The organism is Streptomyces sp. NPDC058665 (assembly GCF_042714995.1).
Classification (GTDB): domain Bacteria; phylum Actinomycetota; class Actinomycetes; order Streptomycetales; family Streptomycetaceae; genus Streptomyces.
In genome coordinates this window covers 1-25514 of the sequence record NZ_JBHXRX010000058.1, presented here as the reverse complement: position 1 = coordinate 25514, position 25514 = coordinate 1, and the positions used below count along the sequence as shown (strand labels likewise).

General features: G+C 71.5%; 22 protein-coding genes. 7 read left to right on the top strand and 15 right to left on the bottom strand.

Features of this window, described 5'->3' with window-relative positions:
- The first annotated feature begins 180 nt into the window (after window positions 1-180).
- Together ACFWV8_RS29795 and ACFWV8_RS29790 are read left to right on the top strand one after the other, a co-directional pair.
- Window positions 181-498, top strand: coding sequence for a hypothetical protein (locus ACFWV8_RS29795; RefSeq protein ID WP_329391328.1), 318 nt, complete (start codon window positions 181-183; stop codon window positions 496-498).
- Between the two features lie 182 nt (window positions 499-680).
- Complete coding sequence (locus tag ACFWV8_RS29790; RefSeq protein ID WP_384210745.1) at window positions 681-1226, top strand: ATP-binding protein; 546 nt, start codon at window positions 681-683, stop codon at window positions 1224-1226.
- A 41-nt stretch (window positions 1227-1267) separates the two neighbouring features.
- Here the strand turns inward: ACFWV8_RS29790 and ACFWV8_RS29785 are convergent, their stop codons facing one another.
- From ACFWV8_RS29785 to ACFWV8_RS29765, 5 genes are all read right to left on the bottom strand, one after another.
- Window positions 1268-3838, bottom strand: a complete 2571-nt coding sequence (locus ACFWV8_RS29785; protein WP_384210742.1) for an ABC transporter permease — start codon at window positions 3836-3838, stop codon at window positions 1268-1270.
- Window positions 3835-4677 carry an ABC transporter ATP-binding protein gene (locus ACFWV8_RS29780; protein WP_384210736.1) on the bottom strand — a complete coding sequence of 281 codons (843 nt, stop codon included), beginning with the start codon at window positions 4675-4677 and terminating at the stop codon, window positions 3835-3837. The genes ACFWV8_RS29785 and ACFWV8_RS29780 overlap by 4 nt, the downstream gene beginning before the upstream one ends.
- Entirely contained in the window at window positions 4674-5009 is a 336-nt protein-coding gene (locus ACFWV8_RS29775; RefSeq protein ID WP_384210731.1) for an SHOCT domain-containing protein, read from the bottom strand. The genes ACFWV8_RS29780 and ACFWV8_RS29775 overlap by 4 nt, the downstream gene beginning before the upstream one ends.
- A 166-nt stretch (window positions 5010-5175) precedes the next feature.
- Window positions 5176-6033 (bottom strand): YhjD/YihY/BrkB family envelope integrity protein, encoded by an 858-nt coding sequence (locus tag ACFWV8_RS29770; RefSeq protein ID WP_384210725.1) that lies wholly within the window; start codon window positions 6031-6033, stop codon window positions 5176-5178.
- Window positions 6034-6186: 153 nt separating this feature from the next.
- On the bottom strand, window positions 6187-7401 hold the full coding sequence (locus tag ACFWV8_RS29765; RefSeq protein WP_384210722.1) for an ROK family protein: 1215 nt from the start codon (window positions 7399-7401) through the stop codon (window positions 6187-6189).
- Window positions 7402-7524: 123 nt separating this feature from the next.
- Here ACFWV8_RS29765 and ACFWV8_RS29760 point away from each other — a divergent pair, with 123 nt between their 5' ends.
- Window positions 7525-8847, top strand: a complete 1323-nt coding sequence (locus ACFWV8_RS29760; RefSeq protein ID WP_384210719.1) for an MFS transporter — start codon at window positions 7525-7527, stop codon at window positions 8845-8847.
- 73 nt (window positions 8848-8920) lie between these two features.
- Window positions 8921-9292, top strand: a complete 372-nt coding sequence (locus tag ACFWV8_RS29755; RefSeq protein ID WP_384210716.1) for an SCO4225 family membrane protein — start codon at window positions 8921-8923, stop codon at window positions 9290-9292.
- A 10-nt stretch (window positions 9293-9302) separates the two neighbouring features.
- On the opposite strand, the gene ACFWV8_RS29750 is transcribed toward ACFWV8_RS29755, so the two are convergent.
- From ACFWV8_RS29750 to ACFWV8_RS29740, 3 genes are all read right to left on the bottom strand, one after another.
- Window positions 9303-9968 (bottom strand): response regulator, encoded by a 666-nt coding sequence (locus tag ACFWV8_RS29750; RefSeq protein ID WP_384210713.1) that lies wholly within the window; start codon window positions 9966-9968, stop codon window positions 9303-9305.
- Entirely contained in the window at window positions 9965-11209 is a 1245-nt protein-coding gene (locus tag ACFWV8_RS29745; protein WP_384210710.1) for a sensor histidine kinase, read from the bottom strand. Before ACFWV8_RS29745 ends, ACFWV8_RS29750 begins: the two co-directional genes overlap by 4 nt.
- Before the next feature lie 230 nt (window positions 11210-11439).
- Window positions 11440-12810 carry a geranylgeranyl reductase family protein gene (locus ACFWV8_RS29740; RefSeq protein WP_384210707.1) on the bottom strand — a complete coding sequence of 457 codons (1371 nt, stop codon included), beginning with the start codon at window positions 12808-12810 and terminating at the stop codon, window positions 11440-11442.
- 150 nt (window positions 12811-12960) lie between these two features.
- Between ACFWV8_RS29740 and ACFWV8_RS29735 the strand changes: the two genes are divergently transcribed.
- A complete protein-coding gene (locus ACFWV8_RS29735; protein WP_384210704.1) occupies window positions 12961-14325 on the top strand; it encodes a dipeptidase in 1365 nt (454 codons plus the stop codon).
- Window positions 14326-14445: 120 nt separating this feature from the next.
- Window positions 14446-15189, top strand: a complete 744-nt coding sequence (locus ACFWV8_RS29730; protein WP_329391316.1) for an MBL fold metallo-hydrolase — start codon at window positions 14446-14448, stop codon at window positions 15187-15189.
- Here ACFWV8_RS29730 and ACFWV8_RS29725 read toward each other — a convergent pair.
- The 5 genes from ACFWV8_RS29725 to ACFWV8_RS29705 all read right to left on the bottom strand — a co-directional run bounded on the left by ACFWV8_RS29725 (window position 15130) and on the right by ACFWV8_RS29705 (window position 20909).
- Window positions 15130-16176: an NUDIX domain-containing protein gene (locus ACFWV8_RS29725; RefSeq protein WP_384210701.1), complete on the bottom strand. Its 1047-nt coding sequence runs from the start codon at window positions 16174-16176 to the stop codon at window positions 15130-15132. The genes ACFWV8_RS29730 and ACFWV8_RS29725 overlap by 60 nt on opposite strands.
- A gap of 298 nt (window positions 16177-16474) precedes the next feature.
- Window positions 16475-17428, bottom strand: a complete 954-nt coding sequence (locus ACFWV8_RS29720) for a carbohydrate ABC transporter permease (RefSeq protein ID WP_384210698.1) — start codon at window positions 17426-17428, stop codon at window positions 16475-16477.
- Window positions 17425-18339 carry a carbohydrate ABC transporter permease gene (locus ACFWV8_RS29715; protein WP_384210695.1) on the bottom strand — a complete coding sequence of 305 codons (915 nt, stop codon included), beginning with the start codon at window positions 18337-18339 and terminating at the stop codon, window positions 17425-17427. Before ACFWV8_RS29715 ends, ACFWV8_RS29720 begins: the two co-directional genes overlap by 4 nt.
- Window positions 18340-18342: 3 nt before the next feature.
- The gene (locus ACFWV8_RS29710) at window positions 18343-19698 is read right to left on the bottom strand and encodes an ABC transporter substrate-binding protein (protein ID WP_384210692.1); all 1356 of its coding nucleotides are present in this window, start codon (window positions 19696-19698) and stop codon (window positions 18343-18345) included.
- A gap of 227 nt (window positions 19699-19925) precedes the next feature.
- A complete protein-coding gene (locus ACFWV8_RS29705; protein ID WP_384210689.1) occupies window positions 19926-20909 on the bottom strand; it encodes an ROK family protein in 984 nt (327 codons plus the stop codon).
- 222 nt (window positions 20910-21131) lie between these two features.
- Here ACFWV8_RS29705 and ACFWV8_RS29700 point away from each other — a divergent pair, with 222 nt between their 5' ends.
- Entirely contained in the window at window positions 21132-22124 is a 993-nt protein-coding gene (locus ACFWV8_RS29700; RefSeq protein ID WP_384210686.1) for a LacI family DNA-binding transcriptional regulator, read from the top strand.
- Here the strand turns inward: ACFWV8_RS29700 and ACFWV8_RS29695 are convergent.
- Window positions 22110-23873 (bottom strand): protein kinase, encoded by a 1764-nt coding sequence (locus tag ACFWV8_RS29695; protein ID WP_384210683.1) that lies wholly within the window; start codon window positions 23871-23873, stop codon window positions 22110-22112. The genes ACFWV8_RS29700 and ACFWV8_RS29695 overlap by 15 nt on opposite strands.
- A gap of 155 nt (window positions 23874-24028) precedes the next feature.
- Window positions 24029-25333, bottom strand: coding sequence for a DUF6986 family protein (locus tag ACFWV8_RS29690; protein WP_384210680.1), 1305 nt, complete (start codon window positions 25331-25333; stop codon window positions 24029-24031).
- Between the last annotated feature and the right edge of the window lie 181 nt (window positions 25334-25514).

Sequence of the window (25514 nt, the reverse complement as noted above, 5' to 3'; positions counted from 1 at the left end):
CCGCCGGGCGGCGGGCGGCAGTTCGGGCCGGCTGTCGGCCCGCCATCGACGTGGCGTCGATATGCTGTTGATGTGTACTCGGTGTGTCGTCGGCGAGCTCGGGGGAAGTCGCTCTGGCGTCCACGCGTCGAGTTGTGCAGACTTCACTGCAGGGAGCAGCACGAAGGGGGCGGATCAGCCATGGCGGAGCCGGAGTTCAGTGCCAGCGGCGTCGAGATAGAGCGCTGGCCCCGCTCGCTCACCAAAGCGGGCCGGGTGCTCATCCAGGACGGCAGACTGGCGCTTCTGACCAGCTACGGGCGGGTCATCGACAGCGCGCCGCTGCGGGCGGTGCACGCGGGCAAGCCGTGGTTCCGGGGTGACGACAGCACGGTGGCGACCGTGAACGGCACGCGCTACCGGCTGACCATGGGCGGGGACGGCCGGCGCCCGGAGGGCCGGCTGCTGGCGGGGCGCTTCCTGGAGACCGTACGCAGGGCGGGTACGGCGAAGACCTGACGCCGGGCGCCGCGAGTTGCGGTCCTGTAGCACATGGTTCACTCTGGTGTACATCACTCAGGGTGAACCGGTGGTGACGCTGCGATCCAGCCCCGCCGGGCACGACAGCAGCGAGCCTCGCGAGTGAGCTGCTGGATTTGATCTCATGCCTTCTTCCGGACCTCAATCGGGGAGTCGCAGCCGTGATCAGCCAGCCGAACAGGCAGTGCACGGTGGAGCTCCAGGCCCTGCCGTCGCGGATCCGCCAGGTCCGCAGAATCGTTTCCGCGCAATTGCGCTACTGGCAGCTCGACCCACTCATCGACCAAGCCGCGCTCGGCGTGACCGAGCTGCTGACCAACGTCCACCGGCACGCACAGCCGGACAAGATGTGCACCGTCGACATCAGACTGCTGCTCGACCGGCTCACGGTCTCGGTCCATGACCACGACCCGCGCCTGCCGACCATCAGGGAGGCCGATCCGCTCGATGTGTGCGGGCGCGGACTCGCCCTCATCGAGGCGGTCAGCGAGAGCTGGGGGGTGCGCGCGGAGGGTGACGCGGGAAAGGTCATCTGGTTCACGCTGCCCGCCCCGTCGGGCGCCGCTCCGCCGCGGCACCGGCTGTACGGCGCCACGACCGACGGACCCTTCTCGCCGGGTTCCCCGGCGGGCGGCCCCTTCACGGGCTTCCGGACCGTGACCGGGAAACGCGAACACACCGCCGCCCGGTCGGCCGTCGTCGGCTGACCGGGCGGGGGCGCACCACGCCTTGCCGAGGCGTCACCGCGTCACTCGGTGGCGATGGCGCGCAGTACGTCCAGCCGTGCCGCCCGGCGCGCGGGCCGCCAGCCGGCGACGGCTCCGGCCGTGACGCCTACGACCCCGACGATCACCAGCTGCGCCGGCGGCACGGCGAAGGCGAAGGGGGTGTCTCCCGCGCCCTCCGCCGCCTTGACGACGACCCAGCCGAGCAGCCCGCCGAGTGCCAGTCCGCCCGCCGTACCGAAGGCGGCCACCAGCACCGACTCCCAGCGGACCATCGCCCGCAGTTGCGCCCTGGTCTGGCCGACCGCGCGCAACAGGCCCAGTTCCCTGGTGCGTTCGTGGACGGCGAGGGTGAGGGTGTTGGCGATGCCCAGGAGCGCGATGACCACGGCGAGGGCGAGCAGCGCGTAGATCAGCGTGAGCATCATGTCGATGGCTCCCGCGGAGGTCTCGGCGTACTCGTCGCGCGTCTGGACGTCCGGGTTGCCGAACGGCGCCGCCGCCTTCTCCACGGCGGCCGTCGCCTCGGCGGCGGGCACACCGTCCGCGAAGGTGACGGAGACGAGGGTGTCGGCGTCCTGGGTACGGTGCGGGGCCCAGGCCGCGCGGGTGATGACGTAGTCGCCCGCGAGTTCCGACCGCTCGTAGACGGCCCTGACCGTGAAGGTCTCCTTCCGGCCGTCGGTGAAGGTGAGTTGGGTCGTACCGCCGGTCCGCAGGTTCCTCTCGTCGGCCTGCGGGCGCGACACGGCGATGCCGTTGGTGCCGAATCCGTCGAACGAGCCGTCCACCGACCCGAGATCGAAGCCCTTCGCGAGTGCGACCGGGTCGGTGACGGTCAGCTGACGGCCGTCCCCGTCGACCTCGGCCACTCCCCTGCCGAGCCCCACGGCCGAGTCCACTTCGGGGAGTTCGGCCAGGGCCGGCGTGAGGCCGGGGCTCAGCCCGCTGCCGCCTCCGCCCAAGGCCGGCACACTGATCGCGAGGTCTCCCGCGAAGGATCGGGACACCGTCTGGTCCATCGTCGCCTTCAGCGAGGCGCCGAAGACCGTGAACAGGGACACCACGGCGACCCCGATCATCAGCGCGGTGGCGGTCGCCGCCGTGCGCTTGGGGCTGCGCAGGGCGTTGCGCTTGGCCAGGGCGCCCGGGACACCGCGCAGCCGGTCCAGCGGCCCGCCCAGGAGCCGTACGGCGTAGGAGGAGGCCACCGGGCCGAGCACCACGAAGGCGGCGAGGGCGAGGACGGCGCCCGTTCCGGCGAGCGGGAGGGACGGTGCGGCGAAGACGCCGGCCAGGATCGTGCCGATCCCGGCCAGGCCCAGCGCCGTACCGACGACCGCCCTGGTCCTGGAGGCGCCCGAGTCGTCCACGGCCGTCTCGCGCAGCGCGGCCAGCGGTGCCGTGCGCCCGGCCCGTACGGCGGGCAGGAGCGCCGAGCCGAGACAGACGATCAGGCCGACGGCGAGCGGCAGCAGCATCGAGAGCGCGCTGATCACCAACGGCCCCTCGGGGAAGGGGAATCCGATGACCGGGAACAGTGCCCGCAGCCCGGCGGCGATACCGGTCCCGCCGAGCAGCCCCACGGCCGAAGCGACCAGCGCGACGGCGCTCGCCTCGGCGAGCGTGGCGCCCACGACCTGGCGGCGGGAGGCACCGAGCGCGCGCAGCAGCGCGTTCTCGCGGGTGCGCTGGGCCACCACGATGGCGAAGGTGTTGTGGATGGAGAAGGTCGCGACGAGCAGCACGATGCAGGAGAAGACGAGAAGGAGCGTGGTGAACAGGCTCAGGAACTGGCCGGAGATCATTTCCTGGTTCTCGTCGGCGGACTCCTGTCCGGTGATCGCCTCCACGCCGGACGGCAGGACCGTCCGCAGGGAGTCCACGAGTTCCTCCTGGCCGGTGCCGGGACCGGCGCGCACCTGGATGCTCGCCGCCTCGCCGGGCCTCGGCGTGAGGTACTTCTCCGCGTCGGCCCTGGTCATACCTGTGTAGGTGACCTGGGCCATGCCGTCCTCGCCGCCGAAGGTCGACAGGCCGACGACCGTCACCCGTACGGGGTCGGGGGTGCGGAGCACGGTGGTGTCGCCGATCCTCAGCCCGCCGGCCTCGGCGGCGCCGCGGTTGACGACGACCTCACCGCTCTTCTCCGGCAGCCTGCCGTCGGCGAGCTGGTACGGGTTGAGCCGGTCGTCGTCGATCCAGTTGCCGGCGACGGTGGGCGGGCCCTGGCCGCCGACGGGCTCGCCGTCGGAGCCGACCAGCTGTCCGGCGCCTTCGATCTTGGGCGCGACGGCCGCGACGCCGGGAACCCGCTCGATCGTCCCGATCAGGCCGGTGTCGACCGGCTCACGGGTGCCGAGCGCGTCGCCGGGCACCGTCACCACGTCGGCGCCGCGGACGACGGCGTCGGTGCCGCCCGCCGCGTCGCCGAACATGGTGTCGAAGCTGCCGCGCAGGGTGTCGCCCATGACGAGAGTGCCCGTCAGGAAGGCCACGCCCAGCAGGACGGCGGTGAAGGTGCCGGCGAAGCGCCGCTTGTGCGCGCGGAGCGCGGAGACGCTGATACGCAACGAGGCACGGGTCCCGCTCATGACCGCGCCCCCGGGCCGCCGCTCGCGGACGTACCGCCGACGGGCGCGCCGGACGTCCTGGTGTCGAAGGCCTTCAGCCGGTCGAGCACCCGCTCGGCCGTCGGGTCGGGCACCCGGTCCACGAGGCGTCCGTCGGCGAGGAAGACGACCTCGTCCGCGTGGGCGGCGGCGACCGGGTCGTGCGTGACCATGACGACGGTGCGGTTCGTACGGCGCACGGTGCTGCCCAGCAGCCGCAGGACCTCCTCGCCCGAGCGCGAGTCGAGATTGCCGGTGGGCTCGTCGGCGAAGACGACGTCGGGGCTGCCCGCGAAGGCTCGGGCCACCGCGACGCGCTGCTGCTGGCCGCCGGACAGTTCGCTCGGGCGGTGGTGCAGACGGTCACGCAGACCGACGACATCGATGAGGGCGTCGTACCACTCGTCGTCCCGCGCGGCTCCGGCGAGGTCCATCGGGAGGGTGATGTTCTCGGCGACGGTCAGGGTCGGGATGAGGTTGAAGGCCTGGAAGACGAAGCCGACGCGCTCGCGGCGCAGCAATGTCAGCCTGCGGTCGTCCAGCGTGCTCAGGTCGGTGTCGCCGATGAGCGCGGAGCCGGAGGTGAGGGTGTCGAGTCCGGCCGCGCAGTGCATGAGCGTGGACTTGCCGGAGCCCGAGGGCCCCATGATCGCGGTGAAGCGGCCGGCCGGGAAGCCGACGCTCACCCCGTCCAGGGCCCGCACCTCCGTGTCGCCCCCGCCGTAGACCTTCACCGCGTCGACGACCCGGGCTGCGTACGCGGTGACGGTGGCCGCCGTGCTGGTGGCCGCCGTGGTGGCGGTCGCGGGGGTGGTCGTCACGCCGCACCGCCCTTGCCCGTACGGCCGAACTGCTCGTCCAGGACCGAGAGCCGGCGCCAGTACTCGTCCTCGTCGATCTCACCGGAGGCGAACCGCCGGCCCAGCATCGCGATCGGCGACTGCGCGTCCCGCGTGTCCCGCGGGTCCCGGGCGTCGCGTACGTCCCGTGCGTCCCGGCCGAAGCCGCCGGACCGCCAAGGGGGTCCACCCCGGCGTCCGCGCCAAACGGTACGGCGCAGGAGGGTGATGCCACCGACGATCACGGCTGCCCAGATGAGCGGGAACAGCAGGATCCAGGGGCCGGGTCCGCCACTGTGCGCAAGGGTGTTCATCCTGATCAACTCCTCGGTTCACGACTGTCGCGATGTGCTCTGTCGCTTCCGAGAGTCGCGCCGGGAGGGGGTTCGAGTCGTCGTACGGCCAGCGGCAGTACGGGTACCTCCCGGGGAGTACGCGGGCCCGTCCCGGCTGCTCCCCGCGACGGCCACCGGGGCGGGTTCAGCTCTCGTCGAGGTCCTTCAGGCGGCGGAACACCCGGCCCTCGTGGGCGAGACGGCCGACCAGCGCGCCTCCGTAGACGACGAATCCGACGCCGACGAGCCAGGACTGGACGACCAGGACGGTGCCGAACGGGCCGTACGTGACGGCGCTGGAGGCGATCAGCGGCGAGAAGACGAGCTGCGAGAAACCCCGCAGGCCGAGCATGCCGAGTGTGGTGGCCGCGGCGCCCGGCAGCAGCGCGATCCAGCGGACCCGCCCGCCGAGCAGCAGGCGCTGGGCGATCCAGAAGAACAGGAACGTGCCGATGACGTCCAGCACAACGACCACCAGGGCGCCGATGACGGGGTCGCCGGGGCTGGGGGTGTTGGTGAAGCCGAGCAGCGCGAGGACCAGCAGGGCGAGGAAGATGACATGGCGCCACATGGTGTGCCAGCGGGCGGTGGGCAGGTCCCAGACCTTCTCGTAGCCGGTCTGGACGGCGGAGCCGAAGGTCAGTCCGAAGACGGCGAGCGCGGCGAGACCGAAGGCGGTGGTGCGCTGGAGCGCCGTGTCGGGCACCCCGAACAATTTCTCGACCTGCGTCTGTGACTCGTGGGTGACGCCGATGGCCTGGCCGAGCCAGCGCGCGAAGCCCTGGCCGCTCGACGGTTCGGCCGCCGCGACCAGAACCAGCACGGGGACGAGGGTGAGGAAGCCGAGCGCCGCGAAACCCATGGCCCGGTGCATCAGCTCCATGTCGCGCCCCCGGCTCCAGGCGAGCCCGAGCGGCGAGGCACGCAGCCACCGGTCGAGGCGCCGGAACCAGCGCGGCGGGGGCGGCGCGGCGGGTTCCGCGCCGGACGGCTTCTCGGTCATAGGTGGTGACCTACCCGCGATGGGGTGGTGAACCGTCTGCGGTGCGGCCGGACGGGTGGCGGGCGGCGCGGGGGCTTCGAGCGCGGGTGTCCCCGCGGGCGCGGGGCTTCGGGACGTGGTCGTCCGGGTCCGCACCGGCTTCGCGGAGCCCGCTCAGGTCAGTGCGGCCAGCGGGTCGTCCAGGACGGGCTGCCAGGCCAGTTCGGCGGCGCCCACCAGGCTGTTGTGGTCGAGCGTGCACGCGAGGATCGGCACGCTTCCGCTGCGGCCCCACAGACTGCGGTCGGCGACGACGGCGCGCAGCCGGGCGGGGTCCGCGTCGAGCAGTTCGCGGTGCAGACCGCCGAGGATGACGCGGTCCGGGTTGAGGATGTTCACAAGTCCGGCGAGCCCGAGGCCGAGCCGGTCGATCAGCTCCTCGGCCGCCGCCCGTACGGTCCGGTCGGCGTACTCCGTACGGAGCAGGTCACGCGACTGCTCAAGCAGCGAGACCTCGGGGCCGGGGTCCCGGCCGGCCGCGTCGAGGAACGCCAGCGGGTCGGTCTCGACATCGAGACAGCCCCGGCTGCCGCAATGGCAGGGCCTGCCCTCGGGGTTGACGGTCAGATGGCCGACCTCCAGCGCGAGTCCCGAACTGCCTGTGTGCAGACGGCCGTCCACAACGAGCGCGCCGCCGACGCCGCGATGTCCCGTGGCGACGCAGAGAAGTTGGGTGGCCCCCCGGCCCGCGCCGTGCCGGTGTTCGGCGAGTGCGGCCAGGTTGACGTCGTTGCCGGTGAAGGCGGGACCCTCGATGCCCGCGGCGCGCACCTGCTCGACGAAGAGGTCGCGTACGGGGGCGCCCGCCGGCCAGGCGATGTGCAGCGGGTTGAGCGCGGTGCCTTCCGGCTCGGCGACCGCCGAGGGGACGGCGAGACCGGCGCCGACGCAGCGCCGGCCGCTCTCGCGCAGCAGGGCGGCGCCCTCGGCGACGACCTCGCCGAGCACCTGGGCGGGGTCGGAGGAGACGGTGACGCAGCCGGGCGCGGTGGCGACCGTACGGCCGCCGAGGGCGACGAGTGCGGCGCGGAAACCGTCGGCGTGGACCTGGGCGGCGAGGACGACGGGGCCGGTGTCGTCCACGGCGAGGCGGTGCGAGGGGCGGCCCTGGGATCCTGCGGCGGCGCCGGGGCGGGAGTCGACCCGGATCAGGCCGAGCGCTTCCAGTTCGGCGGCGACGGCGCCGGCTGTCGCGCGGGTGACGCCCAGCTCCGTGGTGAGCACGGCACGGGTGGGCGCGCGGCCCGTGTGGACCAGTTCCAGTGCGGGGCCCAGCGCGCTGCGGCCTCTCTCCAGTCGAGTTCTGGTCGTCGTTGCCTTGCCGTTCATATGGGTGAGTCTCCCATGATCCCGGCTGCGAACCGCCGCCTTGTACGGAACGGCCCGCAGGGGGTGTCCTGCCGGGCTCGCGGCCCGATCGACAAGACAGCGCCCAGCCCCTATCCTTCTTTTGTGCCGAACCTAAACAAACTCCGGACGGCCCTGTCGGGGGGTCGCGGTGGAGATCCCGCCGCCGATGCCTCACTCTCCAGCCTCACACCCCTCCGTATCACTCTGACCGTGTTCTTCGCCCTGGACGGCTTCCTCTTCGCCGGCTGGGTCGTCCGTATCCCGGCCATCAAGGAGCAGACCGGCGCGTCGGCGAGCGACCTCGGTCTGGCCCTCCTCGGCGTCTCCGCCGGGGCCGTGGTCACGATGATGTTCACGGGGCGGATGTGCCGTCGCTTCGGCAGCCACCCGGTGACGGTGGTCAGCTCGCTGCTGCTGGCGCTGAGCATCGCGCTGCCCGCGCGGACGCACTCGGTTCTGACGCTCGGCCTGGTCCTGCTCGTTTTCGGTGCCGCGTACGGCTCGCTCAACGTCTCGATGAACAGCGCCGCCGTCGATCTCGTCGCCGCGCTGCGCCGTCCCGTGATGTCCAGCTTCCACGCCGCGTTCAGCCTGGGCGGCATGGCGGGCGCGGGACTCGGCGGGCTGGTGGCCGACAGTCTCTCCGCGTCGGCGCACCTCCTCGCCCTCACGGGCGTCGGCCTCCTCGTCACGGCGCTCGCCGGACCCTCGCTGCTGCGCCACACGGCTCCCCCGGCCGGCGCCCCGGACCCCACTGCCGCGAGGAAAAGCGCAACGGCTCCCCGGCGGCTCGACCGGCGTACCCGCGGGCTGGTCGTCCTCTTCGGGGTGATCGCGCTGTGCACCGCGTACGGGGAAGGCGCTCTCGCCGACTGGGGTGCCCTGCACCTCGCCCAGGACCTGCACGCCAACGCCGGGCTCGCCGCCGCCGGTTACTCGCTCTTCGCGCTCGCCATGACGATCGGACGCCTGTCCGGTACGGCCCTGCTCGAACGCCTCGGCCAGACCCGCACCCTGGTCACCGGCGGTGTGCTCGCCGCGCTCGGCATGCTCCTCGGCGCGCTCGCGCCGACTACCTGGCTCGCGCTGCTCGGCTTCGCGATCACCGGACTCGGCCTCGCCAACATCTTCCCGGTGGCCGTGGCCAGGGCCGGTGCGCTCGCGGGTCCGAGCGGGGTCGCCGCCGCGTCCACACTCGGGTACGGCGGCATGCTGCTGGGACCACCGGCGATCGGCTTCCTCGCGGACTGGTTCTCCCTGCCCGTCGCGCTCACCACCGTCGCCCTGCTGGCCGGCGTGGCGGCGCTCATCGCGTACTCGGCGCGCGGCGTCTCGGCGCCTGCCCCCGCGGACGTATCCGCCGGCCGGATCCGGGCAGGCGTCCCCGCGGAGGTACCGGCCCGTTCGGCGCCCCAAGAAGGATGAGTAGCCGTACTCAGGCACATCAGTTCGGTCCGCCCCACGATGGAGGCAGCCAACCGACACGGGAGAACGCACCATGAAGTCAGGACGCCTGAACGCACTGGCCCGGCTCGCCCAGGGCGCCGCCCGACTGATCTACGGCAACCGGGCCTCGCGGATCTATCTCGCCGTGGTGGCCGCGACAGCGGTCTTCGTGGCCGTCGACACGCTGTTCGTGCACCACGACGACGCGTCGCTCGCGGGCGTGTGGCTGTTCTTCCTCGCGGCGCCCACCGTCTTCCTCTTCTTCGCCGGCGGATCGCTGATCGGCGAGTCGTTCGCCTCGTCGTCCGCGTTCGGCTACGTGGCGCTCATCGCCTCCGTACTCATACAGGCGGCGGCCCTCGGGGCATTCGTCCGCGTGCTGAGCGACAGGACCGGTCAGGCGCGCGCTCCCCGAGAGGCCTGACGGGCGGCCGTCAGCCGAGCCAGCCGGGCCGTACCAGCCCCGACTCGTAGGCCCTGACGACCAGTTGGGCCCGGTCGCGGGCGCCGAGCTTCACCATCGTGCGGCTCACATGGGTCTTGGCGGTGAGCGGGCTGACCACCAGCCTGCGGGCGATCTCCTCGTTCGAGAGCCCGATCCCGACGAGGGCCATCACCTCCCGCTCCCGCTCGGTGAGTTCACCGAGACCGTCCAGGGCGGCCGGCGCCTTGGAGCGCGAGGCGAACTCCGCGATCAGCCGCCGCGTCACACCGGGCGACAGCAGCGCGTCGCCGTCCACCACCGCCCTTACGGCGCGCAGCAGTTCCTCCGGCTCGGTGTCCTTGACGAGAAAGCCCGACGCACCCGAACGGAGCGCCTCGAAGACGTACTCGTCGAGTTCGAAGGTGGTGAGCATGACCACCTTCACCTGGTCGAGTCCTCCGTCCTCGGTGATCCCACGGGTGGCGTCGAGCCCGTCCATCACCGGCATCCGGATGTCCATCAGGACCACGTCCGGGGCGAGTTCGCGTACCTTGCGCAGCGCCTCCTCCCCGTCGGCGGCCTCGCCGGCGACCTCGATGTCCGGCTGGGCGTCGAGCAGCGCGCGGAAGCCTGCCCGTACCAGTGACTGGTCGTCGGCGAGCAGGACTCGGATCACGGTGTCTCCTTCGGCTTCAGGGGAAGGGAGGCCCGTACGCGGAAACCCCCGTCCGGGCGTGGGCCCGCCTCGATGGTGCCACCGAGGGCCGCCGCGCGCTCCCGCATCCCGACCAGTCCGTTGCCGCCGCCACCGGCCTCGTCGCCGGTGGCGGGGCCCGCGTCGTCGATACGGAGGGTGAGCCGGCCGGCGCCGTAGCCGATCCGGACGTGTGCGGTACGGGAGCCGGAGTGGCGCACCACGTTGGTGAGGGCCTCCTGGACGATACGGAAGGCGGCCAGGTCGGCGCCGGGCGACAGCGCGACGCGGTCGCCCTCGGTTTCGAGTTCGACGCTCAGCCCGGCTCCGGCGGCCTGCTCGACCAGTTCGGGGAGCCGGTCGAGTCCCGGCGCGGGGGTACGCGGGGCGTCGCCGGAGGTCCTGAGCGTGTCGAGGACCTGCCGTACCTCACCCAGCGCTTCCTTGCTCGCGGCCTTGATGGTGGTGAGCGCGGTCCGGGCCTGTTCCGGGTCGGAGTCGATGAGCGCGAGTCCCACGCCCGCCTGGACGTTGATGACGGAGATGGAGTGGGCGAGGACGTCGTGGAGTTCACGCGCGATACGCAGCCGCTCCTCGTCGGCACGGCGCGCCTCGGCGGCGGCTCGCTCCCGGCGGTCGTGGATCCACTGCTCCCGGCGCACCCTGACGAGCTCGGAGCCGACGAGCACGGCCGCGACCCAGGCGGCGACGCCCAGTTCGGGCCCCCAGGCGGCGCCGGCGTCGCCGCTCGGCGGCAGATGGGGGTAGAGCACATGGCCGACCAGCAGATGGCTCGCCCAGAGGAGACCGATCGCCCACCAGGCCGCTCTTCGGTGTCCTGAGACGATCGCGGCGAAGCAGGCGACCGCGACGGTGAGGAAGATCGGGCCGTAGGCGTAGCCGGCGCCGAGGTAGAGCATCGCGGAGAGAGCGACGCCGAAGACGCAGAGGACCGGGTAGCGGTAGCGCACGACGAGCAGCGCGGGCCCGATGAGCAGCAGGGCGCGCGCGAACGCGTCGAGCTGTTCGCGCTCCGGCTGCCCCTGGGCGGCGAAGCCCGAGCCGATCGAGACGAAGACGGCGATCAGCACGCCGCTGAACCAGGGCAGCCGCCACAGCTTCCGGCCCCCGGCCGGGCCGTCCCCCGCCCCGTCGGCGCCCGGCACGTGCCCGCCCCTGAGCCAGGGGGGACCGAAGCCGATGCGCCTGATCTGCTCTTCCATACCTGTCACGCTAAACCGGCCGCCGGGCCCGGGGCGTCCGCCCGGCGGCGCGATCGCGCGTACTCCTCGTGGAGTACGGCACGGCAGGCCGGTGGCGTTCCGCCCATACCGCCCGGCACACGCCCGACGCGGTCCGCCCCGCCCCGGGCCGTGACCTCGAAGTAGCGCCGTCCGCCTGCGAGGCGGGACTTCGAAGACACGGCCCAGGGGGGTCCGGGCAGGTCCAAGCCCTACGGCGTGACCGCGCCGTCCTTCGGGTCCTTGTCGCGGTCCTCGTCGTCCCGTGCCCTGTCGGGCTCCTGGTCCCCGCTCTTCTCCGTGGCCGGGGCGGTGCCCGCCTTCGGGCGGTCCAGGAGGTCCAGCGCGCGCCGGGCCAGCGGATGGGTCCGTACGAGACCACCCAGCGAGGTCGCCCCGCGCGTGATGTCGGCGAACGCCTTCCACGCGGGCCGGAATCCGGTGATCGCCGCGTGCAGCACCCCCGGCCTGCGTTCGAAGACGGAGAGCATCCGGCGGCCGACGCTCATCTCGACGCCGAGACCCGCCTTGATCGCGAACGCGTAGTTCAGCGCCTGCCGACGGGCGTCAACCGCGTCGTGCGCCTCCGAGATCCGTACCGCCCACTCCCCCGCGAGCCGCCCCGAGCGCAGCGCGAAGGAGATCCCCTCCCTGGTCCACGGCTCCAGCAGACCCGCCGCGTCACCGCAGACCAGCACCCGGCCGCGCGAGAGCGGCGAGTCGTCGCTGCGGCAGCGCGTCAGATGGCCCGACGAGATCGAGGGCTCGAAGCCCGCCAGCCCCTGCTTGGCGACGAAGTCCTCCAGATAGCGCTTCGTCGCCGCGCCGTCGCCGCGCGCCGAGATGACCCCTACGGTGAGCGTGTCGCCCTTGGGGAAGACCCAGCCGTAACTCCCCGGCAGCGGGCCCCAGTCGATGAGAACCCGCCCCGCCCAGTCCTCGGCGACCGTCGGCGGCACCGGGATCTCCAGCTCCAGACCGAGGTCCACCTGGTCGAGCTTCACCCCGACATGAGCGCCTATCCGGCCCGCACTGCCGTCGGCGCCGACGACCGCGCGCGCCAGGACCGTCTCACCGTCGGACAGGACCACCGCGACCGTACGGCGGTCGGGCACGGCCGGGCCGTGCTGCTGGACCCGCGAGACCGAGGCGCCCGTACGGAGCACGGCGCCCGCCTTCTGCGCGTGCTCGACCAGACTCGCGTCGAACTCGGGCCTGTTGATCAGCCCGAAGAGCATGCGCCGGGAGCGCCGGGTACGGGCCAGCCGGCCGTTCATCGAGAACGTGACCGCGTGCACCCGGTCGCGCAGGGGCAGTTCGAAGCCGGGTGGCAGCGAATCCCGCGAGGGGCCGATGATGCCGCCTCCGCAGGTCTTGTAGCGGGGCAACTCCGCCTTCTCCAGGAGCAGCACCCGACGGCCCGCGACCGCCGCCGCGTAGGCCGCGGACGCTCCCGCCGGGCCCGCGCCGACCACGACGACATCCCACACCGACCGGTCGTGCTCACCCGCCGGACCCGCCTCGGGACCGGTCCCGGGCGCGCTTCCAGATTCACTTCCGGCGTCTGCGTTCTCGCTGCTCACGATGTGCTTCTGCTCCTGATCCGACCGGTGGCCTAAGGGGTGTCGCACGGCATCCTACGGCGCCTGCGGGCCCGGTCCGTTGTGGCAGGATCGGCCCTGTCTTCGACACCCACACAAACACACAACGTCGCACCCGCCAGGAGCGTGCCCATGTCCGTCACTCCGATCGCCGAAACCGTCGCTTCGCTGATGCCCCGGGCACGGGCGGAACTGGCGGAGCTGGTGGCCTTCCGGTCGGTGGCGGACCCCGCGCAGTTCCCGCGCGGCGAGTGCGAGGCCGCCGCCGGGTGGGTGGCGGACGCCCTGCGGGCCGAGGGGTTCCGGGACGTCGCGGCGCTGGACACCCCCGACGGTTCGCAGTCCGTCTACGGCTTCCTGCCCGGCCCCGAAGGCGCCCCGACCGTGCTGCTGTACGCGCACTACGACGTGCAGCCGCCGCTCGACGAGAGCGCCTGGGTCACCCCGCCGTTCGAGCTCACCGAACGGGACGGCCGCTGGTACGGACGCGGGGCCGCCGACTGCAAGGGCGGCTTTGTGATGCATCTGCTCGCGCTGCGCGCGCTCAAGGCGGCGGGCGGCGTGCCGGTGAGCGTCAAGGTGGTGGTGGAGGGTTCGGAGGAGCAGGGCACCGGCGGTCTGGAACGGTACGCCGAGGAACACCCGGAGCTGCTGGCCGCGGACACGATCGTCATCGGCGACACGGGCAACTTCCGGGTCGGGCTGCCGACGGTCACGGCCACGCTGCGCGGAATGACCATGCTGCGCGTGCGGATCGACGCCCTCGAAGGCAACCTGCACTCGGGCCAGTTCGGCGGCGCGGCACCCGACGCGCTCGCCGCGCTCATCCAGCTGCTGGCCTCGTTGCGGGCGGAGGACGGTTCGACGACCGTGGACGGTCTGGCGGCCGACGCCGACTGGGACGGACTCGACTATCCCGAGGCCGACTTCGTCAAGGACGCCAAGGTCCTGGAGGGGGTCGGGCTGATCGGCCGGGGCAGCGTCGCCGACCGGGTCTGGGCCCGGCCCGCCGTCACCGTGGTCGGCATCGACTGCCCGCCGGTGGTCGGCGCGACCCCGTCGCTTCAGGCGAGCGCCCGCGCCCAGATCAGCCTGCGGGTGCCGCCGGGCCAGGACGCCGACGAGGCGACCAAGCTGCTCACCGCGCACCTGCACGCGCACACCCCGTGGGGGGCCAGGGTCTCGGTCGAGCAGGTCGGGCAGGGCCAGCCGTTCCGCGCGGACACCGGCAGCCCCGCGTACGCCTCGATGGCCGAGGCGATGCGCGTCGCGTATCCGGGCGAGGAGATGCAGACCGCCGGTATGGGCGGCTCCATCCCGCTCTGCAACACGCTGGCCTCGCTGTACCCGGCCGCTGAGATCCTGCTGATCGGGCTCAGCGAGCCGGAGGCGCAGATCCACGCGGTCAACGAGAGTGTGTCTCCCCAGGAGTTGGAACGGCTGTCGGTGGCCGAGGCCCACTTCCTGGTCAACTACGCGCGCTCCAAGCGCGGCTGAGCCCCGCCGGGCCCGACGGGAGAGCGGGACAGGAGGTTCACCCGGGCTTTCTGCGTAAAGCGGAAATCGCCGTCAGCGAAGTGGCACGCGCGGCCGTTCCGCACTGCATACATTCGAAGCATGGATCTCGTTGCGATCAGTCCCCGGCTGCATATGCTCCGTTTCCCCATCGGTCAGGCGTACTTGTGGCAGGACGAGAACGAGCTGACTCTCATCGATTCCGGTCATGTCTACGCGGGACCGGAGATCGAGCACGCCATTCGCGATCTCGGTCTCACCCCCGCGAATCTGCGCCGTGTCGTTCTCACCCACTGCCACCGTGACCATGTGGGTTCGGCGCAGGAGCTGGCCGGGCGGTACGGCGCCGAGGTGATGGCGCACCGGCTCGACGCCCCGATCATCCGCGGCGAGTGGCCGGTGCCCGACCCGCTGCTCCTCGACTGGGAGATCCCGCTGTACGAGCACGGGCTGACCGTGCCGCCCGCGCCGCCCACCCGGGTGGACCGCGAGTTGGAGGACGGCGACGAGCTGCCCTTCGGCGACGGCGCGCGGGTGGTGCATGTCCCGGGGCACACGTACGGATCCATCGCCGTCCATCTGCCGTACCACGGTGTGCTGTTCACGGGTGACGCCGTGGCCGCCGCCGAACGCCGTGTGATGCTCGGCGTGTTCAACGTCAACCGTGAGAGCGCGAAGCGGTCCATGATCCGCCTCGCGGCGCTCGGACCCTCGACGGTCTGTTTCGGCCACGGCGATCCGCTCGTCACGGACGGGACCACGGACGCCGCCGCCGTGCTGTACGCGTCAGCCGACCGGGACACCGGCCTCCAGATTGAGCACGGTCCGCCGCTCCCGGGCCCTTAGGGCCCACCGCAGCCGCTCATAGCGGGCGGGCGGCAGCATCGACGCCGCCTCGTCCTCGGTGACGAAACGACAGCCCCGCAGCTCGGAGCCGGGCAGCAGCAGTCTCCCGGCGTCCTGGTCCGGCAGCCGGCCACCGTCGAAGATCAGCCGCAGCCCGCCGAAGCCGGGCGGTCTCGGCGGCTCCCAGTCGACCACCAACAGCCTGGGCACGTCGGAGAGTTCTATCCCGATCTCCTCGGTGACCTCTCGCATCCCGGCCCGCGCGGGCGCCTCGCCGCTCTCGACCACCCCGCCGGGGAATTCCCAGCCCGGCTTGTAGGTGGGGTCGACGAGCAGCACGCGGTCGCGCTCGTCGAAGAGGAGCACCCCCGCCGCGACCGTCTCCGCCGTCGGCTCGGGTGTCTGCACGATCTCGCACAGCCCCGCCGAGCCTGTGTGCACCGCCTCGGCGACGACCGCCGCGCTCTGTGCCGGTGTGAGCCCTCCGGTGTCGACGACCAGGGCGTCGGCCATGAGCCAGCCGAGCGCGGCGCCGTAGGGCTCGATGTGTTCGTACGCCCACTGCCGGGCGCGCTCGGTCCCGGCGGGGTCCTCGTCGGCCGCCTCCTCCCGTGTACGGTCCGCTATCCGGCCGCGCAAAATCGTTTCGTCCAAGGTCAGGAGCACATGCCGGACGGGAATGCGGCGGGCTGCCAGACCGCCGAATATCTCGTCCCTGTACTCCTGCCGCAGCAGCGTCATCGGGACGACGAGCACGCCGCCGACGTCGGCGAGCAGCGCGGCGGCGGTGTCCACGACCAGGCGCCGCCAGATGGGCAGGTCCTGATAGTCACTCACTTCGGCGAGTCTCTTCTGCGGCAGCAGCTCCCGCAGCCCGGAACCGATCAGCCCGGGGTCGTACAGGGTGCTGTTAGGGATCATGTCGATCAGCTCGCGCGCCGTACTGGTCTTGCCCGCTCCGAACGCACCGTTGATCCAAATGATCACGGTTCCCCCTCTTCCGTAGCCCCATGTGGATTGCCCGCAACACCCCGCAGTGGAAACACGTGGCCGATTCCGGCGGCCCCGTCGACACCCGGCTGTTGCCGGTTCGTGGCCTCATCGCCACCTCATACGGAAGCCGTGGCGCGTGCTGTCGCACGGAGCGATTTCGGCCGGAGCCGTCACACATGCGGACAGAAGGTCGTTCAGGACGAATGTGACCGAGGGGGTTCGCGATGCACAGTGACGTACTGACGAGAGTCCCTGCGGGGGATCCGCGAGGGAGCCCTTTGGGGCCCCGGTCTCAGCCCTTGCTGGATCCGAGGGTGAGTCCGGCGATGAAGTGCCGCTGGAGCAGCAGGAAGACGATGATCGTCGGCAGCGCGACGATGATCGAGCCCGCGGCCAACAGGTTGTAGTCAGTGAAAAACTGACCGCGCAGATTGTTGAGCGCCGAGGTCACCGGCAGTTTGTCGCCGTCGGAGATGAAGACCAGCGCCCACAGGAAGTCGTTGTACATCCAGGTGAACTGGAGCGTGCCGAGGGCCGCGAGGGCCGGCCTGCACAGCGGCAGGGTGATCCGCCAGTACTGCGCCCAGACGCCCGCGCCGTCGACGATCGCCGCCTCCAGGATCTCGATCGGCAGCGTGCGCATGAAGTTGGCCAGGACGAAGACGCAGAAGCCCATCTGGAAGCCCACCTGGACGGCGACGACGGCCCAGTACGAGTCGTACAGCGTCATCGAGTCGGACATCCAGTACGGCAGCGGGATGCGGTTGAACAGCACGTACAGCGGCGTGATGATCACCTGCTGCGGCAGCAGATTGCCCGCCGTGAACAGCATCAGCAGCACGATCGATCCGCGCATTCTCAGCCGCGCCACGGCGAAGGCGACGAACGAGGCGAGGAAGAGCGCGAGCAGTACGCCGGGGACGGCGATGAGCAGCGTGTTGACGAAATACTTCGTCAAACCGGAATCGCTGAACGCCTGCCGGTAGTAGTCGAAGGACAGCTTGTCGGGCAGCGAGAAGTAGCCACGCTCGGCAGTCTCGTCGTACGGCCTGAGCGAGGCGTACGCGGCCAGCAGCAGCGGCGCGAGGAACGCCAGCGAGACAGCCAGCAGGAAGGCGTGCACGCCGAACCGGCCGGGGGTGACACGGCGCCTGCGGGCGGCAGGACCCGACGACGCGGGAGAGCCGGTGGCGGCGGGTGTGGACGCGGGCGGGCCCGGCGTCGCGGTGTCGGCGTGGACGCTCATCGGGTCTTCTCCCCCCGGATCTCCTGGACCAGATACGTCACGACAAAGCCCATGGAGACGACGAGCAGGACGACGGCGATGGCCGATCCGAAGCCGATCCGGCTCGCCTCTCCGATGATGTTGTCCGTCACGAGCACCGAGAGCAGTTCAAGTCCGTTTCTGCCCTTGTTGACGGCGTAGACGATGTCGAAGGCGCGCAGCCCCTCGATGACCGTGATCACGCCGACGATGACGTTCACCGGCCGCATGGCGGGGAAGACCACCCGGAAAAATGTCTGAGTCTCGCTCGCGCCGTCGATGGCCGCGGCCTCCTTGAGAGAGGCGTCGACTGCCTTGAGGCCCGCCAGATAGAGGATCATCACATAGCCGGTGTGCCGCCAGGCCGCGGCCAGCAGGACCATCCAGATGTTGAGGTCCGGATCGCCGAGCCAGTCGGTGGGATTCTCGGTGTCGCCGAGGATCGCGTTGAGCGCGCCCTGGTCGCGGGAGAAGACGAGTTGGGCGATGAAGCCGACGATGGCGAGCGAGAGCACGACCGGCAGATAGATCGTCGACTGGTAGAAGCGGCTGAAGCGCACGCCCCGGTCGATGAGTACGGCGAGGAGCAGCCCGAACGGGGTGGCGACCAGGCCGAGAAAGCCCAGCCACAGGAGGTTGTGCTGGACGGCGGGCCAGAACTGCGGGTAGTTGGTGAACAGGTTCTCGTAGTTCTCGGTACCGACCCACTCGATGTCGCTGATCCCGTCCCAGCTGGAGAAGGACAGCACGATCGAGGCGACGGTCGGGCCCCACACGATGACGAGATCGAGCAGGAGAGGTACTCCCAGCAGCACGCCGAGGACGGCACGGTCCCGGGCGGAGAACCGCCGGGGGCCGCGCCGCCGGCTGCGGCGCGTCGTGAGGAACGCCACGGATCAGCTGCCGTCGGACGCGAAGAGAGTCTTCTTCTGCCGTTCGATCCCGTTGACCAGCCCGTCCACGTCGTCCGGCTCGTTGATGAAGCTCTGGATGGCCTGGATCATCACCGTCGAGGCGAAGTCGGGCCGCGTGTCGCGGTCCATGAACTGCGATATCTGCTTCGAGCCCGCGATCAGGTCCACCGCCTTCTTCTGCAGCGGTGAGTACTTGGAGGTGTCGGCGTCCTCGCTGACCGCGACATTGTTGGGATCACCGGCGAGATAGACGTCCTCGGCCTCGCCGGTGGCCAGCCAGGACAGCAGGTCCCTGGCGCTCTCCATGGTCCGGTCGTTCTTCAGGCTCTTGGAGTTCTTCGCCAGCAGGAACCCGTCGATGGGCGCCTCGACCGCGTCCTGGCCGTGCTCCGGGTTGATCTCGGGGAACGCGAAGAAGTCGATGTCGTCCTGCTCGTCCTCGGCGAACTGCTGGCCGGGGTGCGGGAGTCCGAAGACGGCCATCCCCGTCTCGCCCTTCTGAAGGCTGGTCGCCGCCTCCTGCCAGGTACGGCCGTTGGCACCCGGCTGGCAGTAAGGGAGGATGCTCCGCCAGGTGTCGAAGACATCCTTGACGCGCTTGTCGGTCCAGGCTTCCTGGCCCGCCATCAGCGACTTGTGGAACTCGTAACCGTTACTGCGCATGTTGATGTAGTCGAAGGTGCCCATCGCGGGCCAGCCGTCCTTGTCGCAGAACGCGATCGGGGTCAGCTTGTCCTTGCGCATCCGCTTGGCGAGCGCCAGATACTCGTCCAGGGTGCGCGGCGCCTCGTAACCGCGCTCCTCGAAGACGCTCTTGCGATGGAAGACCGCCCACGGATAGTAGTAGTACGGCGTGAGGTACTGCTTGCCGTCCGAGCCGGTCGACTGGGCCTTCAGCGCCTCCGAGAAGCCGGTGTAGTCGCCCCACAGGTCGCTGATGTCGTGCAGCAGCCCCTTCTCGGCGAAGAACTGCATCCGGTAGCCGGCGAACCACATGAAGACGTCGTCCGGCTTGCTCTGCAGATAGCGGCTGATGTTCTCCTGGAAGCTGTTGTGGTCAACGGTGTTGACGTCGACCTTCCGCTTCTCCTTGGACTGCTTCTCGTACGCCGCGAAGGCCTGGGCGAACGCCTTCTTGGGGACCGGGTCGGAGGAGTTCGAACCCATCGTGACGGTCTTTCCGTCACCGCCCGGACCGCCGCCGCACGCGGCGAGCAGCGACGGCAGTGCGATCGCACCCGCCCCGGCCGCCGCACCACGCAGTAGATTTCGCCGGGAGATCCGGTGCCCGGCCAGACTCGCCGATACCACCGAACCGTTGAACGGAGACTGAGACATGTCCCCCTCCTCAGGGGTGCGACCCAACACAACCGAACGCGAGGGTTGGATCTCACTCCCCTGAGAGGGAGTCGTCAAGGGTTCTGGCGGGATATCGAACAACCGTTACCCGGTCTCTTCCAACAGAGCCGAACAGGCTCTACCGGAAACGCGCGCAATGACACATTCGCGAAGGCCGGTACGGGGAACGAGATCTGACGGCCCGTCACGTCACCATCCGGCGGCCGTCAGAGACTTGTCGGGGCGGTCATCGCCGAGTTGTTGTCGCTCGAAGCGGCGGGCCCGCGCCCCAGCGACGCCGCCGCGGCGGCGCCCACGAGACCCGCGTTCGTACCGGTCAACGCCGGTGCCACGGTGAGGTTCTGAACGAACGACAGCGTCGCGTACTCGCGCAGCGAGCGGCGCAGCGGCAGGAAGAGCACATCGCCCGCGTTCGCCACTCCCCCGCCGACGACCGCGATGCGGATGTCCGCGAGCGTCGCCGTCGCCGCGATCCCCGCGGCCAGTGCCTGCGCGGCCCGTTCGAAGGAGGCGATGGCGACCGCGTCGCCCGCGCGCGCCGCAGCGGCGACGGCCGCAGCCGAGGTGTCACCGTCCGGACCGGGGCGCCAGCCGCCCTCCAGGGCGCGACGGGCGATGTTGGGGCCGCTGGCGATGCGTTCGACGCAGCCGCGTCCGCCGCACGGGCAGAGATCACCGTCGAGATCCACACTGATGTGGCCGATATGGCCGGCGTTCCCGGAGGGGCCGGGGTGGAGCTTGCCGCCGAGCACCAGACCGCCGCCGACACCGGTGGAGACCACCATGCACAGGGCGTTGTCGTAGCCACGGGCCGCGCCCTGCCAGTGCTCGGCCGCCGTCATGGCGACGCCGTCACCCACGAGTGTCACCGGCAGTCCGCCGGTGGCCCGCCGGACACGCTCGACCAGGGGGAAGCCGCGCCAGCCGGGGACGTTCACCGGACTGACCGTGCCGGCCGCCGCGTCCACGGGGCCCGCGCTGCCGATACCGGCAGCCGTCGCACGGGCCCAGAGCGGGGAAGCGCCGATCTCTTCCAGCACCTCCGTCACCGCGCGCATCACCGACTCACCGTCCTCGGTCGCCGGGGTCGGCCGCCGGGACTGTACGAGAATCCTCCCGTCACCGTCCACCAGCGCGCCGGCGATCTTGGTACCGCCGATGTCGAGAGCGGCGACTAGCTCCGTATGCATCTGTGTGGGTTCTCCAGTGACGAGAGGGTCCCCGCGGGCGGGGGTGGTGGGGACGCGCGGGGGACCTGCGGGTTCATGGAACAGTCTCCATTCACCTGACAACGTTGTCCAGGGCCTATGCTCAACGCCACAAGTCTTGAACGCAACCGAACGACGACAGGACAGCGCACAGTGGCCGACACCAACCGTCACTCCGAGCCCCGCTACGGTAATCGGCCCACCATGAAAGATGTGGCAGCGCGGGCCGGTGTCGGGCTCAAGACGGTGTCCCGGGTGGTCAACGCGGAGCCCGGCGTGACGCCGGACACCGAGCGGCGCGTCCAGGAGGCCATCGACGCGCTGGGCTTCCGGCGCAACGACTCGGCGCGCGTGCTGCGCAAGGGCCGTACCGCCAGCATCGGTCTGGTGCTGGAGGATCTCGCCGACCCGTTCTACGGCCCGCTGAACCGCGCGGTCGAGGAGGTCGCCCGCGCCCACGGCGCGCTGCTGATCAACGGGTCGAGCGCCGAGGACCCGGACCGCGAGCAGGAGCTGGTGCTCGCCCTCTGCGCGCGCCGCGTGGACGGCCTGATCATCATTCCCGCGGGTCACGACCACCGTTATCTGGAGCCGGAGATCAAGGCCGGGGTCGCGACGGTCTTCGTCGACCGGCCCGCGGGGAAGATCAACGCGGACGCCGTGCTCTCCGACAGCTTCGGCGGCGCGCTCTCGGGCACCGCCCATCTGGTCGCGCACGGCCACCGCCGGATCGGCTTCATCGGTGACCAGCCCCGGATCCACACGGCGGTGGAGCGCCTGCGCGGCTACCGGGCCGCGATGGCGGAGGCAGGACTGCCCGTGGACGACTCGTGGGTGTCGCTGGGCACGACAGCTCCTGAGCGGGTGCACGACGCCGTCGTGTCGATGCTGAAGGCCCCCGAGCCGGTCACGGCGATCCTCACCGGCAACAACCGTGTCACCGTCACGGTCGTACGGGCGCTCGCCGCGCACGAGCGGCCTGTCGCCCTCGTCGGCTTCGACGACATCGAGCTGGCCGACCTGCTGGACCCCGGGGTCACCGTCATCGCCCAGGACGCCGCCACTCTCGGGCGTACGGCGGCGGAGCGGCTGTTCCGCCGGCTGGACGGGGCGGCCGACGCCCCGAACCAGGTGGTGGTGCCGACCAGGCTGATCGCGCGCGGCTCGGGCGAGCTGCCGCCGTCAGCAGACCGGTAGGCCCGGCAGCGGCTGGTCGTTGTCGCCGCCCGAGATGTAGACGTCGCTGACGAAGACGTTCGTGTTGCCGCGGTCGTCGTCGGTCTTGGCCCACCAGATGTTGGTCCACTGTCCTGACGTCTCGCGGCGGCCCAGATTCTGCTGGCAGTAGAAGTAGTTGGTGCCCGCGTTGAGCACGCCGGCCTCGGCGCCGTCGGCGGTGTACGAGTTGGCCTGGCGCCAGACCTGGCAGTTGTACTTGCCGCCGCCGATCGGGTGGCACACGGGCGCCGGGGCCTGGTCCGTACCGCCCGCGCCGCCGCCCGTGCTCTCACCGCCGGATCCCGGACGTCCGCCGTCGGTGTCGGCCTCGGCGTCGCCCTTGCCCTTGCCGTCCGGATCCGAGTCGTCGGTGCCGCCGCCGGGCGCGGGCGACTTCTTGTCGTCCTCCGGGGGCTTCGACGCCTTCTCGCCCTGTTCCTTCGGCTTCGCGCTCGGGCTCTTGTCGCCGGACGTGGCGGCGCCCGGGTCGAGGCCCCGGCCGCCGGGGCCCTCGTCCGGCTCCGCCGGCCCGTCCCCGGCCACGTTCTCGCCGGCGGTGGAGCCGCCGCGGTCGACGAGCACGTACGTCACGCCGCCTCCGGCGAGCAGGACGGCCGCGACTCCGGCGGTGACGAGCATGCGCGACTTCTTGGCTCTCCGTCCGCCGGGGCCGTCGGCGGGGACGGCACGGTGCCGGGAGGTGACGGAGGGGCCGGACGGGCCGGACGGTGCGGCCGAGGGGCCCGCCGGTGGGGGCGGGCCGAACCCCTCCGGGCGGTGCGGCACCGGGTTGATCTCGGTCGGTACCCGGGGCGCATGGGCGGGAGCGGCACCGTGTTCCCCCAGGCCGATCGGCCCGGTGATCGCACCGCTGTCGCCTGCGACCGCCGCGAGCAGCCGCGCCGCCGTCTCCGCGTCCGGCCGCAGCGCCGGGTCCTTGTGCATCAACTGCTGGAGTACGGCGCCGAGAGGGCCGGCGCGCCGGGCCTCGGGCAGCGGGTCGGCCACGATCGCGGTGAGCGTCGACCATGTCGACGTACGGCGGAAGGGCGAGTTGCCCTCGACGGCGGCGTACAGCGTCGCGCCGAGCGCCCAGACGTCGGACGCCGGTCCCGGCTCCTGGCCCTGGGCGCGCTCGGGCGCCAAGTAGTCGAGCGAGCCGACGAGTTCACCGCTGCGGGTGAGGTGGGTGCTGGAGCCGTCGCCGGGATCGTCCATCGCGGCGATGCCGAAGTCGGTGAGGACCACGCGCCCGCCCGCCTCCAGCAGCACATTGCCGGGCTTGACGTCGCGGTGCAGCACTCCGGCGCGGTGGGCGGCGCCGAGCGCCTCCATCACCTTGGCGCCGACACGGGCCGCCTCGCGCGGGTCCATCACACCGTGCCGGGTGAGGACGTCGTCGAGCGAGGGGCCGTCGATCAGCTCCATGACGATGACGGGACGGCCGTCCTCGTCGGCGACGTCGTGGACGGCCACCACTCCGGGGTGCTTGATCCTCGCGGCGGCACGTGCCTCGCGCTGCATCCGTACGCGCAGGTCGGCGAGTTCGGGTCCGCCGGCGTCGGTATAGGTACGCAGTTCCTTGACGGCGACCTCGCGGCCGAGCACCTCGTCCATGGCGCGCCACACAACACCCATGCCGCCCCGCCCCAGTTGGGCGAGCACCCGATAGCGGCCGGCGAGCAGTCTGCCCGCTTCCGCGCCGCGGCCGTATTCCCCCGTAGACACCACTTGCCCCTTGCCTCGCGTGCTGCTGTCGCGCGTCACTGGTTCCGGTCACCCGTACGGGACCGTGGTCGCGGTCCTCGTCGGGGTGGACGACAGCCTAAGGGGCGGCAGTTTCAGGTGGGACAGGCCGGTGTACCGGGGGCAGCGGGCCCGGGTCAGGGGGCGGAGACCGTGAGGGCCGCGCGGCGCGGGGTCGCGAAGCCTTCCAGACCGGCGCGGGTGAGGCCGGTGAGGCCGGTGACCTCGTCGGCGTCGAGGGCTCCGCAGTCGAGTCCGCGCAGGAGGTAGCCGCTGAGGGCCTTGGCGGTGGCCGGCTCGTCCATCACGTCGCCCCCGGCCTTCGCCACGTACGCGGCGAGTCGCCCGGCGGCGGGCTCCAGGCCCTCGCGGTAGAAGGCGTAGACCGCGGCGTAGCGCGTGGGCAGATGGCCGGGGTGCATGTCCCAGCCCTGGTAGTAGGCGCGGGCGAGGGCGCGGCGGGTGAGCCCGTGGTGAAGGCGCCAGGCCTCGTGGACCTGGCTGGTGGGGCCGACGGGCAGGACGTTGGTGGAGCCGTCGCAGACCCGTACGCCGGTGCCGGCGGCGGCGACCTGCATGACGGCCTTGGCATGGTCGGCGGCCGGGTGGTCGCTGGACTGGTAGGCGGCGCTGACTCCGACGCAGGCGCTGTAGTCGAAGGTGCCGTAGTGCAGTCCGGTGGCGCGGCCGTCCGCGGCGGCGATCATCCGGGCGACGGCCGCGGTGCCGTCGGCGGCGAGGATGGACTGGCTGGTCTCGATCTGGATCTCGAAGCCGATCCGGCCGGGCGGCAGCCCGCGCGCCTTCTCGAACTCCGCCGCCAACCGGGCCATCGCGGTGACCTGTTCGGGATAGGTGACCTTCGGCAGGGTGAGGACGAGCCCTTCGGGAAGGCCGCCGGCCTCCATCAGCCCGCTGAGGAAGATGTCGAGGGTCCGGATGGCCCGGTCCCGTACGGACGCCTCAAGGCACTTCATCCGAATGCCCATGTACGGGGCGGCGGTGCCGTCCTCGTACGCCTGGTGGACGAGTCGCGCGGCGCGCGCGGCGGCGATGTCCTCCTCCTCGTCGGAGTGCGCCCCGTAGCCGTCCTCGAAGTCGATCCGCAGGTCTTCGACGGGCTCGCGCTCCAGCTTGGCCCGCACCCGCTCGTACACCGGACCGGCCAGTTCGTCGGAGAGGCCGAGGGCACGTGCCAAGGAGGCGGCGTCGGGGGCGTGTTCGTCGAGGGCGGCGAGGGCCTGGTCGCCCCAGGAACGGACGGTGCCCGCGTCGAAGGCGTCGGCGGGGACATAGACGGTGTGCACGGGCTGGCGGGTGCCGGGGTCTCCCGGATAGCGGCGGGCGAGTTCCGCGTCGACCGGTGCGAGCGAGGCGCCGATACTCGCCCCGACCGCGTCCGCGAGGCTCGTCGCGACCTTCTCCTGCTGGCCCTGACCCATTCCCACGCCTCCATGCACCGCGTTAAGTTTTCCGCTATACGGAATGCATCATCCGCATGGTGAAGTTAATCTCCCGATCCGGGCTGCGTCAATGGTCGCCCGGGGCGGGCCGGGAGTCGAGCGCGCAGCGCGCAGGGGCCGCGCGGGGGGTCACCCCCCGCGCGGCCCCGGTGGGTGTGGC